Genomic DNA, 24,722 nt, shown 5'->3' on the forward strand with positions numbered 1-24,722 from the left:
AATGATTTTTTCGCCGCCCCTCGAAGTGCCGCCAATTCCCATGTAACAAGGCCGAATCCACGGTCTCAATTCTGCATCGGAAGCCTCGAATGCTGGACTATTTCATCAATGCGTTTGCCATGCTGTTCGTGACGATCGACCCGGTCGGTCTCGCTCCGATGTTTCTTGCCGTGACCGCCGGAATGAGCGCTTCCGACAGGCGCAAGGTGGCTGTTCGGGCGACCGCCACGGCAGCAGGAATTTTGCTGATTTTCTATGCCTCGGGACAAACGGTCCTGAATGTTCTCGGCATATCCGTTTCCGCATTCCGGGTCGCCGGCGGAATACTCCTGTTTCTGATTGCCATCGAGATGGTCTTCGGCAAGAGACAGGAGCGAAAGGCGGAAACCGCGGAAAAAGCCGTCGAAGCCCAGGGGCACCACGGAACGGTCAACGAAGTCGCCATTTTTCCGCTTGCAATCCCGCTGATATCGGGGCCTGCAACAATCTCGGCGATCATTCTTTTGTCCAGCCAGGCGCCCGATACGATCGCCTATGCAGGTCTCGGCGGCGTAATCGCGGTTATCCTGTTGAGTTGCCTTGGCGCGTTTCTGCTCGCGGACAGGCTGGAACGGCTGCTTGGCGAGACGGCGCAGCTCGTCATTACACGCCTTCTGGGTGTTCTGCTCGCCGCTCTGTCGGTCCAGTTCGTTGCCGATGGTGTGCTGGTGCTTCTGCGGGGCTAGGGTGCGGACCCTAGCGCGGCAGCGCGAGCCTGTATTCCTGCTCTGCAACGCCATGCACGCTGTCCCTGGCGCGGATGACAACCTCGGTGACGTCGTCCGGTATTTCCACGCCGGAGAGCGATCGCGTAAACGGCTGCTCTTCCACATGCGGGTGCAGCAGCACACGCTCTCCCAGAAGCTTTCCGTCGGGTGTGAAGACCTGCCACAGGTCGGCATAGTGGTCCCAGCCAGTGTCGCCATGCTTCAGCGTCACCGAAAATGTCCAGGTGCTTCCCGACTGGCGCGCGCTCGCGTCCACGATTTCCACGTCATCGGCCGTTGCCGGGCTGACAATTGAAGCAGCGAGAAGCAGCTGCGCGGCAAACAAACTCAATCTTTGAAAAAGCATTTGTGAACTCCCACCGGCATTCGGGCATACTTGCAAATTCCGGTTTCCCGTACAAAGTCACGAGTATGTCATCCGCACTCTGGAGCGCGAACCGGTCTGCTGCTTGCAGGCTTTGGCCGAATTCTTCATGCTGTCGCATGGAGGAACGTTATGCCGCTCGACGAAGACCGTGTCCGAAAAAAGCTGACGGCGATGAAAACCGAACTGGAAGCCTACAGCAACATATCCGAGGAAGCGCGCGCACCCGTGACGCTCGACCAGCAGTCGGTCGGCCGTCTGTCGCGAATGGATGCGCTTCAGGGCCAGGCCATGGCGCAGGCGTCCGAGAGACAGAGACGCGCAGATATCCAGAAAATCGAGGCAGCGCTTCACCGCCTGAGCGCCGGTGAATATGGGGACTGTGTCGAATGCGGTGAAGAGATCGCCGCCAAACGGCTTGAGGTCAATCCTGCAGCCGCCTTCTGTATCAGGTGCGCACGGTAGAAGACGGACCGGCGTGGCGACGCAGGGAGCGCAAAAAGGCGTTCACCTGACCGGTGACTTCGGCAATGGGGTAATTCTGGAGCGTCTTTTCGGTCCATTCGGCCTCGGGGTTCAAGAGGTCTTCCAGATCGTCAAGCCTTTGCCTTTCTTCGATCGAGAGCGGAAAGCGTCTTGCGGAGGCGAGCAGCAACAGCAATTCATGAATCCGGCGCATAATAGACAATGCCTCGCCCATGCGCTCCTTGAGCGCCGGTTCGTTGCGCCAATGCTTTCCCTTGAAGACTTCGCGTGTCACACGCTGGCCGGCACCATGGCAGTCGTAGGCAACGCAGCCACCAAACCCCAGTTCGCTGCGCTTGTCGAAAATGCGGCAGCGATCGTGTTCGTCCAGGTTCGGGCAAACCTCGCAGGCGGCCTTGTCGATACCGAATGACCCCGACTTGTCGAAGGCAAAGACGACACAGCAAAGCGCAGCGCAGCTCTCACATTCCGGTGCCAGGTCCACTTCCCTGCTGATCACTGCGACACCTGCCTTTCCTTGTGGGCATGCGCGTCAGCCCCGGGTTTGAACATCACGCGCCCCACAACGCTTTCGTTTCTGGAAACCTCCGGAAACAGTACGCGTAGACATCTTTGTAGTACTCGCGAATTTCCTGGTCCACGTCATCAGAAACCTTGCCTTTGAACTCGGCCGTGTTGACCTTTGTCCCAGCCGCTGCTTTTCGGGCTTCAACGCCGATGAAACCGGACAGTCTTTCAATCGATACTGCGTCGAACATGCTTTCGAAAATGCCGATGTAAATATCCGATTGATCGAAGACGCGTTCCAGTTTCCGGATCGTGTCGTGATACGAGGTCCGAAACCTTACCCGGTCCAGTGGGTAATATTGTCTGAGCGCATCTATGAAACTCGCGTCAGGAGTCCCCCCGACTTCCCTGAAGTTTCTTCTGCCGATCTGGTACTTGAGGGCGCTCTTTATTCGGCTGACAGGATCTCTCAGGAAATAGACGACCCGGCAGCTTATGCCCCGTTTTTCAAACCCGTCCTTTATGAACTTGAAGCGCCTCTCATCGAGCCCGCAATATGAGGGAGTGATGTCTCCTGTCAGGTCATACGAGCAATTCAGGAGGGAGGCGAAGTACTCGAAATAGAAATCATCAGAAGTCTGCATTCGGTAACGCAGGGCTTCGGGTTTCCGCCGCAGATTTTTCCATGCATTTGGTTTTGAAGCGCCTGCGTAGCTCATTTCGGGTAGATCGACCCAATCCCAGACATGATATTCCTTTCGAAAGCCTGGGTTGAACCGTTTATCGTTGCTCAGGTAATTGTGCAGCCACGTTGTGCCGGATCTTTGCGCACCCACACCCAGGATGAATTTTCGCTGTCTTGGTTCGACCATTGCACGACAACCTCGCAAGGGGTTTGATTCTTCGCGCCGAGGTCGCCTGAAATCGACGGCCATGTCGAAGTCCGGTCTGACTGGCGCAACCAGTTCTCGGCGGACTTAGGCACGAACATGTTCCCCACGAGTTCAATGCTTTCCTGTTGGTGATGCGTCACTCCCACTCGATTGTGCCGGGTGGTTTGGACGTGATGTCGTAGGTAACCCGGTTGATCCCCTCCACTTCGTTGATGATCCGGGTTGCCGTCTCGCCCAGGAATTCGTGCGTAAAGGGGTAATAATCCGCCGTCATGCCGTCGACGGACGTCACGGCTCGGAGGGCACAGGCGTAATCGTAGGTCCGGTCGTCGCCCATGACGCCAACCGTGCGGACCGGGAGGATGGCGACAAAAGCCTGCCAGATCTCGTCATAAAGACCGTGTTTGCGTATCTGGTCGATGTATACCGCGTCGGCCTTGCGCAGGATTTCCAGCTTGTCCCGCGTGATTTCTCCGGGGCAGCGGATTGCAAGTCCGGGGCCCGGGAACGGATGACGGCCAATGAAACTGTCCGGCAGGCCAAGTTCGCGGCCAAGTTCCCTCACCTCGTCCTTGAACAACTCACGAAGCGGTTCGACGAGCTTGAGCCCCATCTTTTCCGGCAGGCCGCCGACGTTGTGGTGGGACTTGATGGTCACGGACGGTCCGCCCGAGAAGCTCACGCTTTCAATCACGTCAGGATAAAGTGTCCCCTGTGCGAGGAATTCCGCACCTTCGATGTCATTGGCGTATTTCTGAAACACGTCGATGAACAGTTTGCCGATCGTTTTGCGCTTCTGTTCCGGGTCGGACACACCATCCAGTGCGTTCAGGAACAGATCGGATTCATCGGCGTGGATCAGGGGAATGTTGTAGTTGTCACGGAACATCGTGACGACTTCGCTCGCCTCATTGAGACGCAGAAGGCCGTGGTCGACGAAGACGCACGTCAGTTGATCACCGATGGCTTCGTGGATCAGGACTGCAGCGACGGAGCTGTCGACACCGCCCGAAAGCCCGCAAATGACTTTCTTGTCACCGACCTGCTCCCGGATTTTCGCAATGGCATCGTCGCGATAGGCACCCATGGTCCAGTCGCCCTCGAAGCCTGCCAGCTTGACGAAATTCTCGTACAGCTTCTTGCCGTTTGGCGTGTGGTGAACCTCGGGATGGAATTGCACCGCAAAGAAATTGCGGACCGTGTCTGCGGTCACGGCAAAAGGCGCGTTGGGAGATGTGCCGTAGACGTCAAAACCCGGAGCAATTTCGCTAACATGGTCGCCGTGGCTCATCCAAACCTGTTCTTTGTCCGCTTCAAACCAGCCCTCAAGAAGGGTCAGTTGAGCCTGTGTCGGTGTCACATAGGCGCGCCCGAACTCGGCGGTTCCGTGTCCTCTTTCAACCATCCCACCCAGACAGTGCATCATGACCTGTTGGCCATAGCAGATGCCCAGGATCGGTATGCCCAGTTCGAAAACGCTTTCCGGCGGCATGGGAGCGCCTTCGGCGAACACCGAGGAAGGCCCGCCGGAGAAAATCACCGCCTTTGGCCTGAACTCCGCCAAAAATGAATCGGTGACGTTCTGGAATGGATGAATTTCGCAGTAAACGTTCAATTCCCGCAGGCGCCGGGCGATCAACTGCGTAACCTGGGAACCGAAATCAATGATAAGGAGGCGATCATGATGGGTCATGGCCAGCTTCTAACCGGTCTTTTTGGGAATGAGAACCCGGATTCGTCGGCAAACTGGATGCCTCACAACATTTTGGAGCCGGACAAAACAAAGGGCTCCGGCAGAGCTCCGCTTGCGGCCTCAGGTTTCACGCGGCCACAAGCCTGTGTACGGAGGAATTTCCGTTTTGACCCCCGCGACGTCGGTCAACTAAGCTCCGCAGACCATTTTGAAAACGGTTTCTTGATGTCTGACAAGGACCGAACCTCTGGCAGCTCGGAAATCAAATGACCGCAAATGCACGATCAGCATTCGAAGAAGGCCTCGCGTTGGAGAAATCCGGTGAGCTCGACAAGGCGCTGGTGTCATATCTGCGGGCCCAGGAAATGTCCCCACAGGACAGCGAAATTGCATATCGCACAGCAGCCGCGCTGATGCAGGCAGGGTATCTTGAAGAAGCGCAGTCCCAACTTCGGCGCATCGTGTTCACCGAGCCTGAAAATCTGGATGCCCGTGCGAGCCTTGGAAACTGTCAGCTGCTGATCGGCGATCTGGAAAACGCGGCGCAGAACTTCAAGGACGTGCTCGACCGGTCACCCGACAACCGGAACGCGCTCTTCGGCTACGCCACCGTTTGTCTGAAGGAAGATAGGGCAGATGCAGCCGCGGAAAGCGTGGAGAAACTCACCACCCTCATGCCGAATTCGCCTGCCGTCCTGACACTCCAGGCGGAAACGCAGGCGAAAACGGGGCATGGCGCGGCGGCGATCGCGACATTCCGAAAGGCGCTGAAAGCTGATCCGATGCAACATGGGGCGTTGCTGGGCCTTGCCGAGGTGCTGCTCAAGCGCAAGCGGTATGACGAAGTGATCGAATGCACGATCAGGGCAAACGAGATTGTCCCCACTGATCCCCTCGCGCTGGAATTGCTTTCCGATGCCCTTGGTGGAAAGGGAGAGCTGCAGGATGCGCTGCTGGCCGCTGAAGCCGCGCTCAAGCTGCGCCCTTCCTCTCAGTCCTGCCTGGTGCGTTTGAGCATCCTGAACCGCAAACGCGGAGAACATGTACGCGCACTCGACTACGCCTTGAAGGCACATGATCTGGGCATGAAAGCGCACGACCCGCTTAACGCGATCGGAGCAGCCTTGGCAGCCCTGAAACATGCTGAAGAGGCAAGGTCTGTCCTGACCGGCCTGAGAGCCGGCAAGGGTCTGGATCCGCAGGTCCGGAACGCGGCCGTCAAACTCGTCTCTGCGAACGTCGCCGGTCCATCCCACGACGACGCGGCCTCCAGGGATGCGGGCAATGGTGCGTTGCCTGAAAGCGGGCGAGTGCCGGTGCAAAACCAGGTTGAGGACACGCTAACGAAGGGCAATGCACGCGGAGAAGAAATGCCAAAAGCGCGGAAGCCGGACGAAACTGCGGCTATTGCTTCCGGAGACGGGCATGCCTCGAAAGTGCTCGGTCTTCAGCGGCGCGACCTCACGTGACTTGAAATCGCTTGTCCGGTTGTGACCGTGGTTCGGCGTCAGGAACTGCGCTTCAGCAACGCGACAAAGAAGCCGTCAGTATCGGTTGATGCGGGCGTGAGCAGCAATTCGCCGCGCACAGACGCATATTTGGGAAGCGGCTTTGCGGGAAACAGTTCCCGCCAGGCATCACTGAGTGAACCCAGCTCAAAGTCCTCGTACTCCTTCAAGAACCAGTCCACCTGGTGTTGGTTTTCCTGCTGAAGGAGCGAACAGGTCACATATGCGATCCTTCCGCCCGGCTTCACGTATTCACGCGCATGCCGAAGCACAGTTCGCTGATCCTCAATCCGATCGCTCAGAGCTTTTTCCGTCAGTCGCCATTTTGAATCCGGGCGGCGGCGCCAAACACCGGTCCCCGTGCACGGCGCGTCGATGAATACAAGGTCCATCTGACCCTTCAGATCATCCAGAGTGGTCGAGGCCGGATCCCTGACCTGAATGTTGCGCACGCCAGCCCGTTTCAGCCGATCGTGGATAGGCGCCAGACGCAGGCGGTCTGCGTCATATGCGTAAAGCTGGCCCTTGTTCTGCATCGAGGCCGCGAGCGCGAGGGTTTTGCCGCCGCCGCCGGCGCAGTAATCGAGAACCTGTTCTCCCGGTTTTGCTTGCACGATGCAGGCCGCCAACTGGCTCGCCTCGTCCTGCAGCTCGAACCAGCCTTTCTGGTAACCTTCCTCCGCCTGAATATGCGGCAGGCGGCCAGGTCCGGGCTTGGCAATGATGCGTGAACCGAGCGGCGACAGTTTTGTTGCGACGGCCCCGGTATGAGCGATGCGCTTGAGTACTTTTTCCCGGTCTGCCTTCAGCGTGTTCACACGAAGATCGATCGGCGCCCGGGCGGCAAGCGCCCTTCCCTCCGTCACCGCGTCATCGCCGAAGAAGGATTCGAAATCGGACCACAACCACTCGGGAACGTCCGCCCGCTCCCATGGCATCATGGCGTCGGCATCCTCAGTCAGATTCGCTGTTTCCGCTGGTGTCAGCGGCTCCGGTGCGTGCCTGTCCTGACCGATCGCCTGGCCGAGTGCTTCAAGTCCCTTGTCCCACGTCAGCGCATAGGTTGCCAGCACGGCCGCCCGTGGAGATGGGTTTTTCATGACTGCAGCAAGCGAGGCCCGGTTGCGCAGCGCGTCAAATACGAGATTGCCGATCGCGGTCCGATCGCCCGACCCGGCAAAGCGGTGCGATGTTCCCCAATCCTTCAACGAAGCCTGAACCGGCCGGTGGCGGTTCTCGACTTCAGTGAGTACTTCTATTGCAGCTGCGAGGCGTCCGCCGTCTTTCATGTCGACCCTTGGTCCTGGTCCCGCATCGTTTGCACGCGGAAAATCAAACTCAAACGCTGGATGGATAGTTCGGGCTTTCGCGCGTGATGGTGACGTCGTGTGCGTGACTCTCTCTCAGTCCAGCACCGGAGATCTGCACGAACCGCGCCTTTTCCTGAAAATCGAGGATGTCGCGGCCGCCGACATATCCCATCGCAGCGCGCAAGCCGCCTGCAAGCTGGTGGAGAACGCTTCCAAGCGCGCCCTTGTAGGGCACCTGCCCTTCAATGCCTTCGGGAACAAGTTTCAGGCTGTCTCGGACCTCGGCCTGGAAATATCGATCTGCCGAACCGCGCGCCATGGCACCGACAGAGCCCATACCGCGATAGGACTTATAGGAACGGCCCTGATGGAGATAGACCTCGCCTGGGCTTTCTTCCGTACCGGCGAGCAGCGAACCGACCATGACCGAAGCGGCACCGGCCGCAATGGCCTTGGCCAGATCGCCCGAATACTTGATGCCGCCATCAGCGACCACCGGCACGCCCTGCTTGTCCGCCTCGTTGACGGATTCCATGATCGCGGTGAGCTGCGGTACGCCCACGCCCGCAACAATACGTGTCGTACAGATCGAGCCCGGACCGATGCCGACCTTCACGGCATCGGCGCCGGCGTCAATGAGCGCTTTCGTCGCTTCCGACGTGGCGACGTTCCCGGCAAGAACCTGGACCGAGTTGGACAGCTTTTTGACCCGGCTGACCATATCGAGCACTTTTTGCGAATGACCGTGCGCGGTGTCCACGACCACCATGTCGACGCCCGCATCGACCAATCGTTCGGCACGGGCAAAACCTTCCTCGCCGACGCTCGTGGCCGCTGCAACGCGCAACCGGCCCTGTGCGTCCTTCGAGGCATTGGGGTTCAGCTGTGCCTTTTCCATGTCCTTCACGGTTATCAGGCCGATGCAGTTGCGCGCGTCATCGACAACCAGCAGTTTTTCGATCCTGTTCTGGTGCAGGAGGCGCTTTGCCTCGTCCTGGCTGACATTGTCGCTCACCGTGACCAGGTTGTCGCTCGTCATCAGCTCACGGATCTTTTGTTGATTGTCGGAGGCGAAGCGGACGTCGCGGTTGGTCAGGATGCCAACCAGTTTGCCGGCCGCCTGTCCGCCGGTTCCACCGTTCTCGACAACCGGAACGCCGGATATGCCAAATCGCTTCATCAGGCCCAGGGCGTCCTGCAGCGTTGCCTCGGGGCCTATGACCAGCGGATTGACGACCATGCCCGATTCAAACTTCTTGACCATCCGGACTTCTTCGGCCTGCTGGTCGAGGGTCAGGTTCCGGTGAACGACACCAATTCCGCCTGCCTGGGCCATGGCAATGGCAAGCCTGCCCTCCGTGACAGTGTCCATGGCCGAGGACAGGATCGGGATATTGAGTTCCAGCTCGCGGGTGACCCTTGTTTTCAGGTCCACCTCTCCCGGCAGAACTTCCGAGTGGCCGGGCATCAGCAGGACATCATCAAAGGTCAGTGCTTGTTGTCCGGTCGACGGGACAAAAAAGGATGCCATGGCCAATTCCCCTTTAAAATAGCTAGAGACGCAGTCTTGATAGGGAAGACTGCGTCTGGCGAGTCGCTTCGGCTGTGCCGGAGAAGTTGGCGCGGGTGAATAACATGCAGGTGACAGAATGCAAAGTGGAATTCCCACCTTGTGCGTGTCAATCGGCCCTTGCCTGCGCCAGCCGCCGTTTCACCGCGTTGTTCAAGTAAGCGTATTGGCGTTCGTTGGTGTCACCGAACGCCTCGTCGCGTGATGACGGAATGTCATCATATTCAATCGTTTGCCCGAACTGGCTCTCCGTAAAATCGTGTCGCTTTCCATTGATGCGATTGTAGAAGTGCCAGATTGAGCCGTAGCGTGTCTTCAGGATATCAGCTCCCAGCTCATCACTTGCAACCAGTGCGGTGACGCCACACTGGCCGGCAGCCGGATTGTCAGCTGTCCAGAGCGTGCTCGATTCATTGCTCCAAGACTTTTCAAGGGCTTGTGCAAACGTCTTGATGTCATGCATTCAAGAGTTTCCTTCACAAATTCGTTTGAGCGCTATCAGTCCGCTTGATCCGGGCTGCTTCCGCGAAATCCCTTGGCAATCACGTAAAGCTCAGGACTCTCCTTCCGGCTCGCCGGAGGTTTCAGATGTGCGACGGTCTTGAAGTCCCGCTTGAGTTCCTGCAGCAAGGCGTTTTCCGTTCCTCCCCGAAACACCTTCGCGAGAAATGATCCGCCCGGAACGAGGTTTTGCCTCGCGAAGTCGATCGCGATTTCGAAGAGATGTGTCGTTCGAAGATGGTCCGTCTGTTTGTGCCCGGTCGTCGGAGCAGCCATGTCCGAAAGCACGACATCGGGTCTTTGCCCTCCAAGGGCTTCCATGAGCGCCGCGGGCGCATCGTCATCAAGAAAATCCTTTTTCAGGAAAATCGCGCCCCGTACATGATCCATGTCCAGGTAGTCGATGCCGACCACTTTCGGGGACTCGATACTCGACTGAACCCGCTCGACGGCGACCTGGCACCATCCACCCGGAGCACAGCCGAGATCGACAACGCGGTAGCCCGGCTTCAGCAGTTTGTGCCTGTCGTCTATTTCAATGAGTTTGTAGGCGGCCCTGGAGCGGTAGCCGTCCGCCTTCGCACGACGCACATAGGGATCGTTCAACTGCCGTTCGAGCCAGCGGGTAGACGATTCCCTTCTGCCGGCCGCTGTCTTCACCTTCACGTGCAGGCCGCGGTCGCCGGATCCCTTTTTCGAACGGCTCATTTTCAGTCCTTCCAGCGCCGTCTGTCCTGGCGCTTGCGGTGCGAACGATTTGCCCAGACACCATCGGCGGCCATCAGTTCGGTCAAGATGCCTTCACGAAGACCCCTGTCTGCAACGCGCAGCCGCGAGCAGCTCCACCGACGTCTGATTGCTTCCAGAATTGCACACCCTGCCAGAACAAGATCTGCCCTGTCGGCGCCGATACAGGGGTTTTCTACGCGCGCCTCATACGGCATGTCACGCAGCTGATCAATCATCTTCGACACGTCGTCGTCTTCGAGCCAGGTTCCGTCGACCTTGCGCCTGTCATAGCGGCGCAAACCAAGATGGACGCCTGCAAGCGTCGTCACGGTTCCGGATGTGCCGAGCATGTGAACGCGTCCGGATGCAATCGCTTCGGAGAGCGTGTCCGCGAGACTGAACGCGGCAAGGTGATCGGCTGCGTCATCGACCATGGCCTCGAAGATGTCAGGCGTCACATGAACACCGCCGTGCCGTTCGGCAAGATTGACAACGCCGACAGGCAGCGAAATCCAGGAGCGTATAAACTTGGTCAACGCGTATCCGCGTGCGCCGCACCTGTTGCGCAGGTCGAGCCAGACAATCTCCGAGGAACCGCCGCCGATATCAAACAGAATGACACCGTCCGCGTCATGATCGACGAGTGAGGCGCAGCCGGCGACTGCAAGACGCGCTTCGGTTTCCCTGTTGACAACCTCAAGCGCAAGACCGGTCTCGGACCTGACGCGTTCGATGAATGAGGTTCCGTTTTCTGCAGCCCTGCAGGCCTCTGTGGCGATCAGCCGCGATCTCAGGACACCTCGGTCAGCCAGTTTGCGGTGACAGTTTGCAAGGGCATCAATGGCACGGTCCATCGCAGCCGGGCTGAGACGCTTGTTCGAGCCGACGCCCTCTCCCAGACGGACAATACGCGAATAGGCATCGACAACGCGAAAGCCGCGCTCTTCCGGCCGCGCAATCAACAGGCGGCAGTTGTTGGTGCCGAGATCCAGTGCGGCGTAGAGAGGTGATCTGCTGGCGTTGTTCCTGAAGCGGCGCCCGGGCCCGCTCCTCGTGTTCGCGTCGCGTGCTCCAGCTGAGGACGGAGGATAGCGCGCCTCTCGGGTATCGAGGCCCTTGTTGTCGTCCTTCAGAAGTTGCGTGGACTGGCCGTTCAAACGCATTGCGTCGGTGACGGTATGAGTGCTTTCGGTCTCCGGTTTCGGACTGCGGCCGTTTCTTGAATTCTTGGACGCCTGCCAGCGACGCCTGCCGCGTCTGTTGGCCGCCTTTTTACCCTTCGGACTGGTGACAGTTTCCGAAGTGTTGAGGTGGTCGGGTGCAGCATGCGCGGGAGCGTCCGTCCGCGCCTCGGCGGCGGTACGGCCACGGCGCCTCTTTTTACGGCGCTTCGCACCCTCCTTTTGGACGGGCGCATGCGCGTCCCGCACAGAATGCGTTTTGTCGACGTGTCCGGAAGCGTGACGCGGCAAACCATCCTTTGCCCCGTCGGCCGGCGCGGCAGCGAATCTGTTTTCGTCTGCGGCGCCGCTTTTCGGGCCTTGACCGGACCGGCGCTTGCGCCGCCGTCGGTTCGGCCCGTTGAACTCGGATCGAGTTCCGCTTTTCCCGGACTCGTCAGCGGTACGTCGCCCGAATTCGGGCGGTTCCTGACCTGACTCAGTCACGTTTTTGCCTTTCAGGCCACCCGATCTCAGCCTTATCGAGGCTGCGACCGTGGCCATATGTGTCGTTGCAAAAACTGTATCAGGTTGCCCGGCGCTGGAAAAGCTTTCTGTCTCATAATCTTGCAGCTTGCCGGCCGGCCCGTTTTCCCATTTCACAAAAAAGTCGAAAACGGCACTTGAAATCGCGATTGTGATGGATGTATATGCGGCACACTCAGGTCGCAACGCGGTGCGTTCGCTTTGCAGCCGGACCAATGGCTGCGCCAGCAGGCCTTATTGGGGAATAGGTTAACGGTAGACCCACGGACTCTGACTCCGTTAGTCCTGGTTCGAATCCAGGTTCCCCAGCCACTCTCTATTTCAAAAAATAGCCACTTTCCAGCCGAACGGCCGTTTCGGAAAAGTCTCCAGATACATTGGAAAGCACAAAGACCCGGTCAAAGAGAGTGTCGAAAAGCCTCACCACATCAAATGGGAATGTTCGAAGCCTGCAGGCAACAAACTCTTCAGACAGTTCTTTGCGAAAAAGTTCCGAATTGCCGGGTATCTGCAGGTGACGGAAGATGGGCCGACGTGTTTTGTCGTTATCCCTGACAAGTCGATACAGGGAGGATTGGCGACCTGCGAAGTGTCGATCGCATGGATTGGAATGACCTCGCCTCAAAGACAGGCAACGCCGCAATTCCAATCCTGACCGCAGCCCGTTACTGCGTCCGCCTCCTATGCAACTGGAGCAGACTTGTTTGGGCCGTAAAGTGGAGCGTATGAGTGTTCCTTCGCAAACCACTACCAGATAAAAAACGCACCGATCACGGTCGATAATAGAAGCCAATTTTGCAAAATCTTCAATAATTTACGCAAACAATTCAGAAACAGAAATTCCGTTTACATCTGTAAGGATTAGTGTGTCTCCACTGTTTAGAGCAAGGATCGTATCCAGGTCAGTGCCGCCGTGTATATCGGCTTCAGAAACGCTCGATACACCAAGGGTCGTTGCGAAATCCAACAGATCCTCGCCGACACTGAAGTCAGCGATGACATCATCACCATCACCGAAGAAAAACTCAAAAGTATCGGCACCTGTCCCACCGAACAAATAGTCATTGCCTTCGCGACCTGCGATATGATCATCTCCGGAGCCGCCCCAGATCCAGTTCCCGATTGAGTTGCCTCGCAGGCTGTCGGAGTAATGCGTGCCATATAGATGTTCAATTCCGGAATAAGTGTCGCCGGCGGCCTCGCCGGTATTGTTGGCCGAGTTGGCCAGGTCCGCTGTCACGGATGACGTCGCATCGGAGTACTGAACGCGGTCGCCACCTGCCCCGCCGATCAGGATATCCGCTCCGGCGCCACCAAACAGAACATCCGCGCCGTCGCCGCCGTCGAGCCGGTCATTCCCGCCCCAGCCGCGGAGCGTGTCATTGCCCGTTCCACCCCAGATCCAGTTCCCGAGAGAGTCTCCCCGCAGGCTGTCGGAGTAGTGCGTGCCATATAGATGTTCAATTCCGGAATAAGTGTCGCCGGCGGCCTCGCCGGTATTGTTGGCCGAGTTGGCCAGGTCCGCTGTCACCCAGGACGTGGCGTCGGAATACTGGGCGCGGTCGCCACCGGCACCGCCAATCAGGATATCCGCACCTGCGCCACCAAACAGAACATCTGCACCGTCGCCGCCGTCGAGCCGGTCGTTCCCGCCCCAGCCGCGGAGCGTGTCATTGCCCGTTCCACCCCAGATCCAGTTCCCGACAGAGTCTCCCCGCAGGCTGTCGGAGTAGTGCGTGCCATATAGATGTTCAATTCCGGAATAAGTGTCGCCGGCGGCCTCGCCGGTATTGTTGGCCGAGTTGGCCAGGTCCGCTGTCACCCAGGACGTGGCATCGGAATACTGGGCGCGATCGCCACCTGCCCCGCCGATCAGGATATCCGCACCTGCGCCACCAAACAGAACATCTGCGCCATCGCCGCCGTCGAGCCGGTCGTTCCCGCCCCAGCCGCGGAGCGTGTCATTGCCCGTTCCACCCCAGATCCAGTTCCCGATCGAGTCTCCCCTCAGGCTGTCGGAATAATGCGTGCCGTAAAGGTGCTCGATACTGACATAGGTATCGCCGGCGGCCTCGCCGGTATTGTTCGCCGAGTTGGCCAGGTCCGCTGTCACCCAGGCCGTCGCGTCGGAATACTGGGCGCGGTCGCCGCCGGCCCCTCCATTGAGCGCATCAGCGCCAGCGCCTCCAAACAGAACATCCGCGCCGTCGCCTCCGCCGATATCGTCATCTCCACCTCGACCGCGAATTGTGTCATTGCCGTCGCCGCCAAAAGCAACATCGTTTCCTTGACCAGCCTCGAGGAAATCGTCACCACCCCCGCCATCAATTGTATCGTCACCGTCGTCGCCAGAGAGGTGGTCGCCGGGTGCGCCGCCGATCAGGGTGTCGTTGCCGCCTCCACCGGTGGCAACAATACGTCGGTCAGTTGCGCTTCCGTCGATGTTATCGTCGCCGATACCGGCGGAGACATAGACCGTGTTCGGGAGAATGTCAGTGCCATCGTATGGCAAAAGTTTCAGATCGAGGTCTGCCCACGAGGAGTTGACCTGGAAGGACCCGAAATCGTCGAAGCGAAGCAATTCCTGCAGGGCTGCATCAGTCAAGACAACTTCGCCTCCATCCGCCGAAATAGTCCAGTCTGTGTTCGTGAACGCACTTGCGTCGATGGTCAACGTGGATGGATCATCACTATCGGTGCTGAAAGTCCATTGATCAGCGACTGTTGGAACGGTGGGCTGTCCCAAATGAATAACGCCGTCCGGGTTGACCAAAGCCCCGTTTGGAGAGCCCACAACAGAGAATGCCGAGCCCTCGCCTCCCACATAGATCTCTCCGAGAGGCGTGTAGTAGTATGTCTTTGAGTCCGGTCTTCCATTCGATTGGAGCGCGAAAACATCAACACTACGCTCATCGAAGAACCTCGCCGCATCTTCATACAAGTCCATAGCGTGCAGCGACTCTTGGTTGACAGCTAATTCTCTTGAAATCTCTAGGTTGATTATGTCGCCTGCATTGTTGGACAGGACTTGCGCAAATTGAATTGGATCTCCGTTGATTGTAATATTAGTAAATTCTTCAAGATGCGGTAACTGAAAGTCGAAAACGTCAAAACCGAAACCGAAGCCAGGGTTGGCAAAGCCAACACCCTCAACCTTGAATGGTGTCGGCAGAGAGATTACTTGTTCTCCGTATGTGACGGGTGAACCGCGTTGGCTAAGCGCCACAAACGCCTGGGCCATAGCGGCGCCCATGCTGTGGCCAGTTGCATATACCTTTTCGTATTTGGCGAAGTCGATGTCATTGAATAGCGGGAGAAACAGATCGAAGTGATTTGTCGTAAAGCTCAACCAGTCAAAGCCTATCTCAAACCCTTCGCTGGGCCAGTGTTGATCCGTACCGGTAAACGATAAGACTAGCGACTTGCCATCCGGGGCCTCAGCCAACAGGGCCGAACCGCGCTCACCTGAACCAGGAAACAGATTAAGAGCATTACTGATGTAGTGCTTGTCACTTATATTGTTAATGCCGAGTGAGCCCGCATATACACTGTCAATTATCCGCCATCCCTTGTCGCTCAAGGCATCAACAGCTTCCGTACCTCCTAAGTAATACGCCGCATTTGAAAACTGCGCCAAAGTACTCAGCTTCTGCTGCCCGAACAGGTCCTCCGCCGACGCAAGTTGGGGGCCTTGAAACTGTGCTGCAGACACTGCTGCGACGGCGCTTGTATTGAACGCTCCCTCACTATCGATGGCGTTAAACCCGACATAGTCGGTGCCATGTGGCCCCACGACAAAGGCCCAGTCTCCGATCTCGCCGATCGGACGCTCGTAGACAACGTTCGGGTCCATCCGCTGACCCAGATAGGTCAGATGCCCGCATTCCCGCGTGCGGTCCTGAACCGCAAAGTTCACGATGTCCGAAATCCCATCCGGATCGCTGTAACTGAATAGATCGGTTAACGGGACATCATCAGCCGGGTCGCCGACAAAATCGGTCGCTTCGGCGACAGGTCGGTAGTTGACCGGTTGCGGGACGGCTCCCTCTGCGGCGAGGCTGACGGAATAGGCGCCGACATCGTCCCACCACGCGCCGTTGCCACCCGCACTGATCGCCAGATAGAATGTCTGCGGTCCGCTCCCGGGCGCATCGAAGACGAACTGCGGCGTTGCGCCCTCATCCCGGATATCCGGCGACAGTACCCGCCCCTGCACGTCTCTGAGGCGGATGAACACCTCATCGAGTGCGTCCCCGCTGTCCACAGCCGCGTCAGCGCTGAACGTGTAGCGTTGGCCGCCGGTCAGGGTTACCCGGAAATAGTCAGTATCAATGTAGCTTCCACCGACATCGTTCTGCTGTATTTCCCCAACCACCGTCCCGCCGACCAGAAGGTCGGCGGTCGTTGAGGTATTGCCAGCCACATCACTCGTTGTGACTGCACCCCCGTCGGTGAACCTGACTTGAAAGTCGCCCGTTGCTGTGCGGAATGGCTCGCTTGCCTCTCCATTGTCACCAGCGCTGACGGCGAGGTAGTAGGTCTGGCTGCCAGGCTGGCCCGCGGTGGCATACGTGAAGCTCGGCGCAGCGCCTTCGGCTTCCGACGATCCCCCGACCTCGTTCCCGGCGCTGTCGTAGAGCCTTATGAAGACGTTGCCAGTCGTCATCGACAGGGATTGAGCGTCAAATGAATAAGACCGATCTGCCTCCAGCGTGACGCGATACCAGTCCTTGTCCACAAAGCCACCGACAAGGTCGAACGTCACTCCGTCACCGACGATGGGTTCGGCATTGATCGTTCCGTTGGTCCACGACCCAACGCTCAGGTTTACGGATGTGTCCGTGCCTTCACTAACCATGTCAGCGAACGGCTCGAACACGAAATCGTATGACGAGCCATTGCTGTAGTAATCAAAGAAGACGACGCGGTTTGTGCCCGCGTCAACAAACAGATTGCCTCCAGATTGAGAGAAACTGAGGTCGGCTTCATCGTAGCCGACGAACAGCAAACGGCCGTTTGCATCAGGATCGATTACGGAGTCGGCGCCCCAATCATCCACAAAGACAAATGTGTCGTAGTCGCTGCCGCCGAACAAATTGTCGTCGCCTGAACCGCCATCAATGACGTCCTCGCCTTGATTGCCCAGTACCTGGTCATCGCCATCACCGCCAACCAGCGCATCGGCACCAAAGCCGCCAAACAGGGTGTCAGCCCCGTCACCGCCATCGAGCGCGTCATTGCCGCCCTCTCCTTGGAGCCAGTCATTGCCGCCGAGACCGTCGATTGAGTCAGCCGCCTCAGATCCAAAGACCGGATTGTCGTCACCCGGTGTCGTCAGCGCAAACGCCGTTCCCTGCTTGACGTAACCGTCGATCTCGTAGCCGATGTCGACAAGTAGAGCGAGGTCGATTGCCGTCGGAACCGTCCGAGTGCCCAGTGCGAGTATCGGGTCCATAACAACCGAGTCGCCGGCGAAGCCTTCACGTACATGATTGCCGTCTGGTTCCAGTGGCACAGGCACACCGCCATTTGCGCCGCGGGCATTTGGGCCGGTAAAGCCGGTACCCACAATGAGCGCGTCGAAGGTCGGACTAGCGCCGATACCAAGGATGTGCCCGATCTCGTGAACGATTGTGCTGTAAGCGTCCGCGAACCCGTCGACCGGACCATCTGCACTAAAAGACCAATTGATCTCGTTATTATTGTTCAGGGCAATTGAACCCACGAACGGTTCGAAATCTGATGTCGGCCCTTGGGAACGAAAATCTGCGACGGTACGTAGGCGCATCGCATCGCCATCACCGCCAAAAACGCTATAGGCCTGCCCAATCGTTGCAGACAGTGAACCATCGGGAAGCATGTTATAGCCTCCCATATCGTTGCTGCCGACGAAGATCAGAAGATCATCAATTGGCTCAGTCAATTCGACCGTAAGAAGTTGGGAGGGGTCATCTGGGTCGACAACAGAAAGGGCGGCACCTTCAGGGATGTCGTCGAACTCGTCATTGATGACGCGTTCCCACTCTTCGGCAGCGAGTTCTAGTATTGCTCTCCTGTTCGGATCGTTGAAGAAACCGCCATCGTCAAAGCGAAAATCAAAGCTTATCGAAAATGGCAACGACAGACCTCCTTCGGATCACAGGGTTAACACTGACGTAACGACATCCAAGGCTCCATTGTCTTGATTATGCTCTTAGAGCGACGGCAGGTGCCACGTACCGACCGAACCTCGGTTCGACGAGTGCATGCTGCTTCTAGATGCATCAATGTACTCCGCTGGCCACTGTCGAGCAAGACATTCAGCCAAAGGGGCAGTGCGCGACGTTTGAGCACTGTGGTTCCCGAAATTGACGTTCAAACCTGAAGCATTTGCTGGCGCGTCGGGAGTACCGTCGAGTCCCTTGGGACTGAGAAATCGGTTGCCTGCGCAGCGATTTGAAAGGCCAGTTGGACGCGTTCGTGACGATTTCACCAAGCGCAATGAAGCCATCAATTGCGCCTTTGCGTGCCAACGACCCTAGGGGTGAAATCCACACCTATACTGACTTCCATTGCAATAACTGATTGTGTCGACGATCGCTTGGCGCGCCATATTCAAGGTGTGTTGCGCGTCCCGGCGTGTGAAGTAAACGCATCTGGCGGGTCATCAGGCCTGGAGTGGGAGTAAGCTGATTGCCCCCTCCGTTGCACGAGCCGTGCGCCTCTTCTCCAGTTGAAACGCTGCCGTATTGTTCGTGATGAATCCCGGAAATTGCCTCTGATCAGCCCTCCGTATGATCCGGTGTAGTCGCGCCTGGGGAATGATGTCGTCGGGCCCAAGTCCGTCTCGATGTGAAATTTCTGTCTCAGCCGATACAGCAGGACGACGCGTAACAGGTTCTCAGGGGTATCTGCGCTGCCCAATCAGCCACCGTCATCAACCTCGCCTTCCAGAGCCGACAATGCATAAACGATTCATCGATTTGATCTTCTGTCGAGGTCAAAGCGCACTCAGTGTGATGCACCTGTTCTTGTGGATGGGTCTTTCGTTTTTGGGAACGGTATCGACGGTCGCGGCTCAGAAGATCGCTCCGTGGCAACCCGGCCTGGAGGGGTTCGTGGATGGGCTGATCACGACCGGCCTTGATCAGGAAGCGGTTGCCGGCGCGGTCGTGGTGATTGTTGCCGGCGAAGATGTCATTTTCGAAAAAGGGTACAGGCTTGCGGACGCCAGGACCGGACGGCCGATGGCACCTTCTGACGTCGTGCCGCTGGCGTCCGTAACAAAGGTGTTTACCGCGCTTGCGGTCCTTCAGCTTGCAAGGGACGGCCGGCTCGCGCTCGATGACCCGATCGCAATGCATCTGCCGGACCTGAAGCTTGACCAACCCTACGGAGACATACGGATTCTTCATTTGCTGGCCCACACGGCCGGACTTGAAGACCGCTATCGGGGCTACTTCGCAGATCATGGCAACCGTGCAGATGCGTCTTTGCTGGACCAGATTTCAGCGGTGTTGCCCGAACAGGTTCGCCCGCCGGCAGATGCGATTTCCTATTCGAATGCGAGCTTTGTTCTGCTTGGCGCGATCGTGGCTCATGTCTCGGGTCAATCATTCGAGGAATATGTTGCAGAAGCGGTCCTTGCCCGGATGGGGATCGCCTCCCCCCATTTTATGCATGAACATCTGGATGCTGCCATCGTCTCCCCTTTCCATATCTGGCAGGACGGAAGCTATGCGGCCATCGATCCCGAACCGTTTCCTTCGATCCATACGCCCTCCGGGGGGCTTGCCCTGAGCGGACGCGACATGGGGATGGTGATGCGGTTTCTCCTTCGCACCGGTTCTGAAGATGTAGGCGCAACGTCAATCGCCAGGGCCGTTGCCGATATGAAAAACCCCACATTTCCTGACCGTACAGAATTCGCCGGGCGGAGCCTCGGATACTGGACCGAGACCTGGGCGGGGCATCAGGTCTATCATCATGGCGGAAGCCATTTCGGATTTCACAGCAACATGACCCTCGTACCAGAGCTGGATCTCGGGATCTTTGTCTCAGCCAACAGTCCGACGGGCAGTTCATTGATGGCGCTGCCGCGCCGGCTCCTTCGCGAGGTGATCGCACCAAACGAACGGTACGCGGCGGAACGCACCGGCTGCGACAAGACTTGCCTGCGGGCCTACGAGGGGCGCTATATCAGCACGCGGAGAAACGAGACAGGGCTGGACCGTATTCTTGTACCCTACGTCACGACCTTCACCGTAACCGCCAGTGCTGATAACGCGCTTCTGGTGACCGGCCTTGGCCACTCGCGCCGTTTCGAGTCGATCGCCGAGGACGAATTTGAAACTCCTGAGGGTGACGCACGCCTCGGGTTCCGGCGCAACGAGGACGGACGCGTCGTCGGCGCTTTTGTGAATGGTGGGATACACAGCTTCGACAGGTTGGATTTCTGGCAAACGTCCGCGTCGCTGGACTCGGCCCTATGGGCGGCGATTGCGGGATCGCTCCTTTGTCTGGCAGGTGCGGCAATTGGCTGGCGGAAACGTCGACGCATTTTGTCGATGTCGTTCTGTCAGGGGATTTTGTGGATCGGTCTCATCATCGGGATAGCGGAGATCCTTGAGCAGGTCACGCACGGAGTTGACCTGTCCGCGGCAGCGACGCCGGGCGCCAGGGTGTGGACCATGACATTCCTTTACGCCGCTGGCTTCGTATCGTTGCTGCCGGTCACAATCCGGGTCTTTTTCACCGCCAAAACGCAGCGCAATCCAAACTCAGAGCGGCTCGCCATGCTTTGCGCATTGCCGTTCTTTGCGTGGTCGTTGTTTGCGACCTGGAAGTGGAACCTGCCAACGGCGGCGTTGGCTTGGTGAGCGCCAGCGGAAGCCGCCGTTCCATTGTTGCACAAGGCGTGCCCTGAGCCGTCCGCTCGCGCCAGCGCAAGGTCTTTCCTATGCGACCCGGACACGGGCCTTCGAGAGCACCGTTGAGCTGCAAGGAACTTGCAGATAGTCATGGTGCTTAATCTGCCTCCCCATCCGCCGGCGGTCCTGAAAATGACCTTTGACACTCACGTACTATTGGCCGCATCGGTTGCAGCGACGCTGTCGGTTGCCATTTTGGCCACCCTGCTCAGCTGGTCCCAAAGACGGATCAATCCCTCGCGCAAGGTTCTGGCGATGTTCTTCGCGGTCTTCGGCGCCAGCGAGGTCGATTCCGTTGTTGCGGTCATGATCCAATCCTCACCGCAATTTCTTCATGCCGGAGCAGAGCTTGCAGGTTTTGCAATCAACTTCTGGCTCGGCCCTCTCTTTTTCATCTACATCAGAGATATAGCGGGCTTGCCACGCGGCGTCGGTGATCACGCAAGGTTCGCCGGGCATTTCTTGCTGCCTTCCGTGGCCACACTCTTTGCATTGGGTGCGTTTTTGCATCTGGAAGTCGCGAGCGGTGCGCCATTGAAGGCCGGTTCGTCAGGCATGGAGGCGTTCTTCGCGTCGTTTCTCCACTATGGATTCTTGCTCCTGTCTTTGGCACTTGCTTTGCAATGGGTGCTCTACTGTGTCTGGGTTCTGTACACACAGGCGCATCATGTAGAACGCCTCAAACAATACTATGCCAGCACCGAAGGGCTGGAATTGCGGTGGGTTTCAATCCTCGCCACAGCGTTGGGCATTTACGTTCTGCAACACCTAGTCGGGCAGGTCCTGATCCTTCAGGGAACGGGAGACTTCATAGGCCCCCTGCTCGACAGTTTCCTGGTTTTCATTGTTGTCCTGTCTCTCGCGCTGTGGAGTTTGCGGCCCTCAACGGATCTCGACAGCGCAACCAGATCGCTTGCTGAAATCGACGATACGGAAGACAAGAGATACGAAAAAAGCGCCCTGGATTCCGCACAGGCCGAGCGCATCGCCCGAAAGCTATTGCGGGCCATGGAAGAGGATTGCCTTTATCGCGACCCGAACCTGACGCTCGGCATGCTGGCACAGCACGCTGGCGTGTCCCTCAATTATGTTTCACAGACCCTCAACCAGCATCTGGGTCAATCCTTCTTCGAGTTCGTCAACAGATGGCGCATAAAGGAAGCGATGCCGTTGGTCGCAAAGGGTGAAACAACGGTCCTTTCGATTGCCTACGAAGTTGGATTCAACTCCAGATCCGCATTCTATTCCGCTTTCAAGCGCGAGACGGGCCAAACCCCGAGTGCCTACAAGATGTCCCGTTCACAGGAGTTCGCCGGCGTTCGCGATGCTTACAGCCGTTGAACCGCATGGCTGTTTCCGGGCGGAAGTTTGTCGGCGTTCACCGGTGCTCAGACGACCTTCAACTTGTTCAAAGAATGTCCCGAACACTGCCGGAAACCTGCACGGACGCGCCTTTCGTGTCGTCAAGCGAGACCCTGATCAGCGAAGGACTGCCCATGTCTTCACCCTGTCGGATTGTAAGGCTGCCGTTGTGGGGCCACTGACAGTCTCGCAGGTATCCCGCAAAGGCCGCGGCAGCGGCACCGGTTGCCGGGTCTTCAAGAACGCCGCCGGAAGCAAAAGCGTTGCGCGCAACAAAAGCCTGATTTCCTTCGATATAGACCAGCATCACCGTTACCAGATCATGCTGACGCATCACGGTACGTCCCTGGTCGAGATCGTATGCCATGGCCGCGAGCCGTGAACGCTCCTTCAGTGGCAGCACGACATGGTTGGCTCCGCCGTGGATAAACGCGGGCGCCAGGCGAGGATCAAGGTCATCCGACGTAAGGGCTAAAAGACTCATGACGTCTTCCATCTCGTCATCAGTCATGACCCGGCTGTTCGTCGGGGGTGACGACAGGGTCGCCATCATCCCTTCCTGCGTCGCGTTTGCATCGACGGTGATCGTGGCGTCGTTCAGAACCAGACTGTAGGTTCCGGGCCCTTCGTGTCTGCCCAAGGCCGCACCAAGGGCGATTGTCGCATGCCCACAGAAAGGGACTTCTGATTCCGGTGAGAAGTAGCGCACGCGCCATGTGTTGCGATCCTCTCCCTGTGCGGTGGCGAAAGCGGTCTCCGAATACCCGACTTCAGCCGCGACCCGCGCCATTTCCTCTGCACTGATCGCCTGCTGCAACAACACCACACCTGCCGGATTGCCGCCTTCGGTTCCCTGGCTGAATGCGGCTATACGTTGAATATCCATTGGAAGCTCCTGTTTTTCTGATGGAAACTTAACTCCCGATGACCTCATTGTCCCCATGGTGCCGATAGTGTTTTTGCAATTTTCCTTTCGTATCGTTTCTCTGTGCCCTAACTTGTTTTCATGTCGAAAGATCTTGATCGAACAGACCGCCGGATCGTCGAAATACTCGAATCTCATGGCCGTACCAGTCTCGCCGATGTCGGCAAAGAGGTCGGTCTTTCGGGGCCGGCGGTCGGTGAGAGGCTGCGCGGTTTGCAAGAGCGTGGCTACATCGTGGGGTTCGGTGCGCGGCTTGATCTGCGCCGGCTCGGGTACACCATTCAGGCCCTCGTCTGGATAAAGCCGCGCAGCGGCCAGCTTCACACAGTCGAAAACATGATTCTCGAAGAGCCTCGTTTCATATCGTGTGATCGTGTCACCGGAGACGACTGTTATGTTGCACGTCTGTTGCTGAGGGACGTTGCGGAGCTGGATGACATCCTGTTGCCCTTTCACGACCGCGCCGAGACAAACACCTCGATCGTGAAGTCTTTCGTTTTCGAGAACCGGCTGCCGCCTCTGGACTAGAGTACGTCCTTATAAATGAAGCGGATTTGACGGCAGAAATGGCAGGATCTCGGGAGGCAGCCTGTGCAGAGCGGGCTTTTGCCCGGTAATGGGTCCATCACCTAAGGAAAGCGAATTTCGAGATCCTTGAACAATCCGGCAAAATCCGCCGGCGGAGACTTGTCGGTCACCAGAAGGTCGCCGGGTTTGAGCGACGGCTGACGGAGTGCCGGCTTACGCATCTGCGGTTCGAACTTGGAGTGATCCACGGCCATGATCGCCCGACCGGCATTTGCCAGCATCGCGCTTGCGATATCGACCTCGCATTGCTCATGGACCAGAAACCCTTTTCTTGCATCGACCAGCGAGGCCGAGAGAAGCACGTAGTCCACCTGCATACGGTCGATGACGTCAAACGCGGACCGGTCGAAAGAAGCGCCGTCATGGTCTCTGAGTTGCGTGCCGGCCATGGAAACGTTGTTGCCCGGGATCATCGCGAGCGTGCTTGCCACGTAGGCCGAGTTGGTGACGACCGTAAGTTCGCGGCGGCTTCGCAGGGCCTGTGCGACGAACCCTGACGTCGATCCGGTGTCGATGGCGATGCTGTCGCCATCCTGGATGATTTTCACAACCTCTTCGGCGATAGCGACCTTCGCTTCCCGGTTCAGATTCATGCGGGCCAGATAAGGCAGATCAGCGGCCGACTTCGTCGAGACCAGCGCACCGTGCACTTTCTGCAAGGCGCCCCGGTCGACCAGGGGCCGCGAGACCCGCCGGATGGTCTGATCCGAGACCCCGAGGATACGCGACAGCTCTTGCACGCTGACGGTGCCACGCATATCAACGGTTTGCAGGAGCGTTGTTTCGTATTTCGACATGAAGCCTGTTTACACCAAAGTTTCTGGTCGAATAAGGCTATTCTGCACCTGTATTTCAACAAAAATCAACATTTCTGTTGTCACGTTGTTGGTTTTTGTTAGCATTT

Annotated in this window: 19 protein-coding genes and 1 tRNA gene; 8 read left to right on the forward strand and 12 right to left on the reverse strand. The window is 57.8% G+C overall.

Features of this window, described 5'->3' with window-relative positions; translation table 11 throughout:
- Positions 1–89: 89 nt before the first annotated feature.
- On the forward strand, positions 90–725 hold the full coding sequence (locus tag RDA78_RS21725; protein ID WP_434051861.1) for a MarC family protein: 636 nt from the start codon (positions 90–92) through the stop codon (positions 723–725).
- Positions 726–735: 10 nt separating this feature from the next.
- Here RDA78_RS21725 and RDA78_RS21730 read toward each other — a convergent pair whose 3' ends face one another.
- Positions 736–1,113, reverse strand: coding sequence for a hypothetical protein (locus tag RDA78_RS21730; RefSeq protein ID WP_434051862.1), 378 nt, complete (start codon positions 1,111–1,113; stop codon positions 736–738).
- A gap of 150 nt (positions 1,114–1,263) precedes the next feature.
- On the opposite strand from RDA78_RS21730, the gene RDA78_RS21735 reads away from it, so the two are divergent.
- A complete protein-coding gene (locus tag RDA78_RS21735) occupies positions 1,264–1,596 on the forward strand; it encodes a TraR/DksA family transcriptional regulator (protein WP_434051863.1) in 333 nt (110 codons plus the stop codon).
- On the opposite strand, the gene RDA78_RS21740 is transcribed toward RDA78_RS21735, so the two are convergent.
- The 3 genes from RDA78_RS21740 to guaA form a co-directional block, all read right to left on the reverse strand.
- Positions 1,580–2,116, reverse strand: coding sequence for a hypothetical protein (locus RDA78_RS21740; RefSeq protein WP_434051864.1), 537 nt, complete (start codon positions 2,114–2,116; stop codon positions 1,580–1,582). The genes RDA78_RS21735 and RDA78_RS21740 overlap by 17 nt on opposite strands.
- A 52-nt stretch (positions 2,117–2,168) precedes the next feature.
- Positions 2,169–3,059 (reverse strand): hypothetical protein, encoded by an 891-nt coding sequence (locus RDA78_RS21745; protein ID WP_434051865.1) that lies wholly within the window; start codon positions 3,057–3,059, stop codon positions 2,169–2,171.
- Between the two features lie 94 nt (positions 3,060–3,153).
- Positions 3,154–4,710, reverse strand: a complete 1,557-nt coding sequence (gene guaA, locus RDA78_RS21750; protein WP_434051866.1) for a glutamine-hydrolyzing GMP synthase — start codon at positions 4,708–4,710, stop codon at positions 3,154–3,156.
- Positions 4,711–4,976: 266 nt separating this feature from the next.
- On the opposite strand from guaA, the gene RDA78_RS21755 reads away from it, so the two are divergent.
- A complete protein-coding gene (locus RDA78_RS21755; protein WP_434051867.1) occupies positions 4,977–6,179 on the forward strand; it encodes a tetratricopeptide repeat protein in 1,203 nt (400 codons plus the stop codon).
- 38 nt (positions 6,180–6,217) lie between these two features.
- On the opposite strand, the gene RDA78_RS21760 is transcribed toward RDA78_RS21755, so the two are convergent.
- From RDA78_RS21760 to RDA78_RS21780, 5 genes are all read right to left on the reverse strand, one after another.
- Entirely contained in the window at positions 6,218–7,507 is a 1,290-nt protein-coding gene (locus tag RDA78_RS21760) for an RsmB/NOP family class I SAM-dependent RNA methyltransferase (protein ID WP_434051868.1), read from the reverse strand.
- A gap of 49 nt (positions 7,508–7,556) precedes the next feature.
- Entirely contained in the window at positions 7,557–9,059 is a 1,503-nt protein-coding gene (gene guaB, locus RDA78_RS21765) for an IMP dehydrogenase (protein WP_434051869.1), read from the reverse strand.
- A 148-nt stretch (positions 9,060–9,207) separates the two neighbouring features.
- Positions 9,208–9,561 carry a YunG family protein gene (locus tag RDA78_RS21770; protein ID WP_434051870.1) on the reverse strand — a complete coding sequence of 118 codons (354 nt, stop codon included), beginning with the start codon at positions 9,559–9,561 and terminating at the stop codon, positions 9,208–9,210.
- 35 nt (positions 9,562–9,596) lie between these two features.
- Positions 9,597–10,307: an RlmE family RNA methyltransferase gene (locus RDA78_RS21775; RefSeq protein WP_434051871.1), complete on the reverse strand. Its 711-nt coding sequence runs from the start codon at positions 10,305–10,307 to the stop codon at positions 9,597–9,599.
- A gap of 2 nt (positions 10,308–10,309) precedes the next feature.
- Complete coding sequence (locus RDA78_RS21780) at positions 10,310–11,758, reverse strand: Ppx/GppA phosphatase family protein (RefSeq protein ID WP_434056190.1); 1,449 nt, start codon at positions 11,756–11,758, stop codon at positions 10,310–10,312.
- Between RDA78_RS21780 and RDA78_RS21785 the strand changes: the two genes are divergently transcribed.
- A complete protein-coding gene (locus RDA78_RS21785) occupies positions 11,654–11,986 on the forward strand; it encodes a hypothetical protein (protein WP_434056239.1) in 333 nt (110 codons plus the stop codon). The two genes, RDA78_RS21780 and RDA78_RS21785, sit on opposite strands and share 105 nt — an antisense overlap.
- Positions 11,987–12,272: 286 nt before the next feature.
- Positions 12,273–12,346, forward strand: a tRNA-Gln gene (locus tag RDA78_RS21790).
- Positions 12,347–12,848: 502 nt separating this feature from the next.
- Here RDA78_RS21790 and RDA78_RS21795 read toward each other — a convergent pair.
- Positions 12,849–18,152, reverse strand: a complete 5,304-nt coding sequence (locus tag RDA78_RS21795) for a calcium-binding protein (protein ID WP_434051872.1) — start codon at positions 18,150–18,152, stop codon at positions 12,849–12,851.
- An 823-nt stretch (positions 18,153–18,975) separates the two neighbouring features.
- On the opposite strand from RDA78_RS21795, the gene RDA78_RS21800 reads away from it, so the two are divergent.
- Both RDA78_RS21800 and RDA78_RS21805 read left to right on the forward strand, forming a co-directional pair.
- Positions 18,976–20,892, forward strand: a complete 1,917-nt coding sequence (locus RDA78_RS21800; protein WP_434051873.1) for a serine hydrolase domain-containing protein — start codon at positions 18,976–18,978, stop codon at positions 20,890–20,892.
- Positions 20,893–21,075: 183 nt separating this feature from the next.
- Positions 21,076–22,284: a helix-turn-helix domain-containing protein gene (locus RDA78_RS21805; protein WP_434051874.1), complete on the forward strand. Its 1,209-nt coding sequence runs from the start codon at positions 21,076–21,078 to the stop codon at positions 22,282–22,284.
- A 67-nt stretch (positions 22,285–22,351) separates the two neighbouring features.
- Here RDA78_RS21805 and RDA78_RS21810 read toward each other — a convergent pair whose 3' ends face one another.
- Positions 22,352–23,191 carry a PhzF family phenazine biosynthesis protein gene (locus RDA78_RS21810; RefSeq protein WP_434051875.1) on the reverse strand — a complete coding sequence of 280 codons (840 nt, stop codon included), beginning with the start codon at positions 23,189–23,191 and terminating at the stop codon, positions 22,352–22,354.
- 120 nt (positions 23,192–23,311) lie between these two features.
- On the opposite strand from RDA78_RS21810, the gene RDA78_RS21815 reads away from it, so the two are divergent.
- Positions 23,312–23,758: an Lrp/AsnC family transcriptional regulator gene (locus RDA78_RS21815; RefSeq protein ID WP_434051876.1), complete on the forward strand. Its 447-nt coding sequence runs from the start codon at positions 23,312–23,314 to the stop codon at positions 23,756–23,758.
- Between the two features lie 101 nt (positions 23,759–23,859).
- Here the strand turns inward: RDA78_RS21815 and RDA78_RS21820 are convergent, their stop codons facing one another.
- Entirely contained in the window at positions 23,860–24,615 is a 756-nt protein-coding gene (locus RDA78_RS21820) for a DeoR/GlpR family DNA-binding transcription regulator (RefSeq protein WP_434051877.1), read from the reverse strand.
- Between the last annotated feature and the right edge of the window lie 107 nt (positions 24,616–24,722).

The sequence above is a fragment of the Roseibium sp. genome (assembly GCF_051016195.1).
GTDB lineage: Bacteria > Pseudomonadota > Alphaproteobacteria > Rhizobiales > Stappiaceae > Roseibium.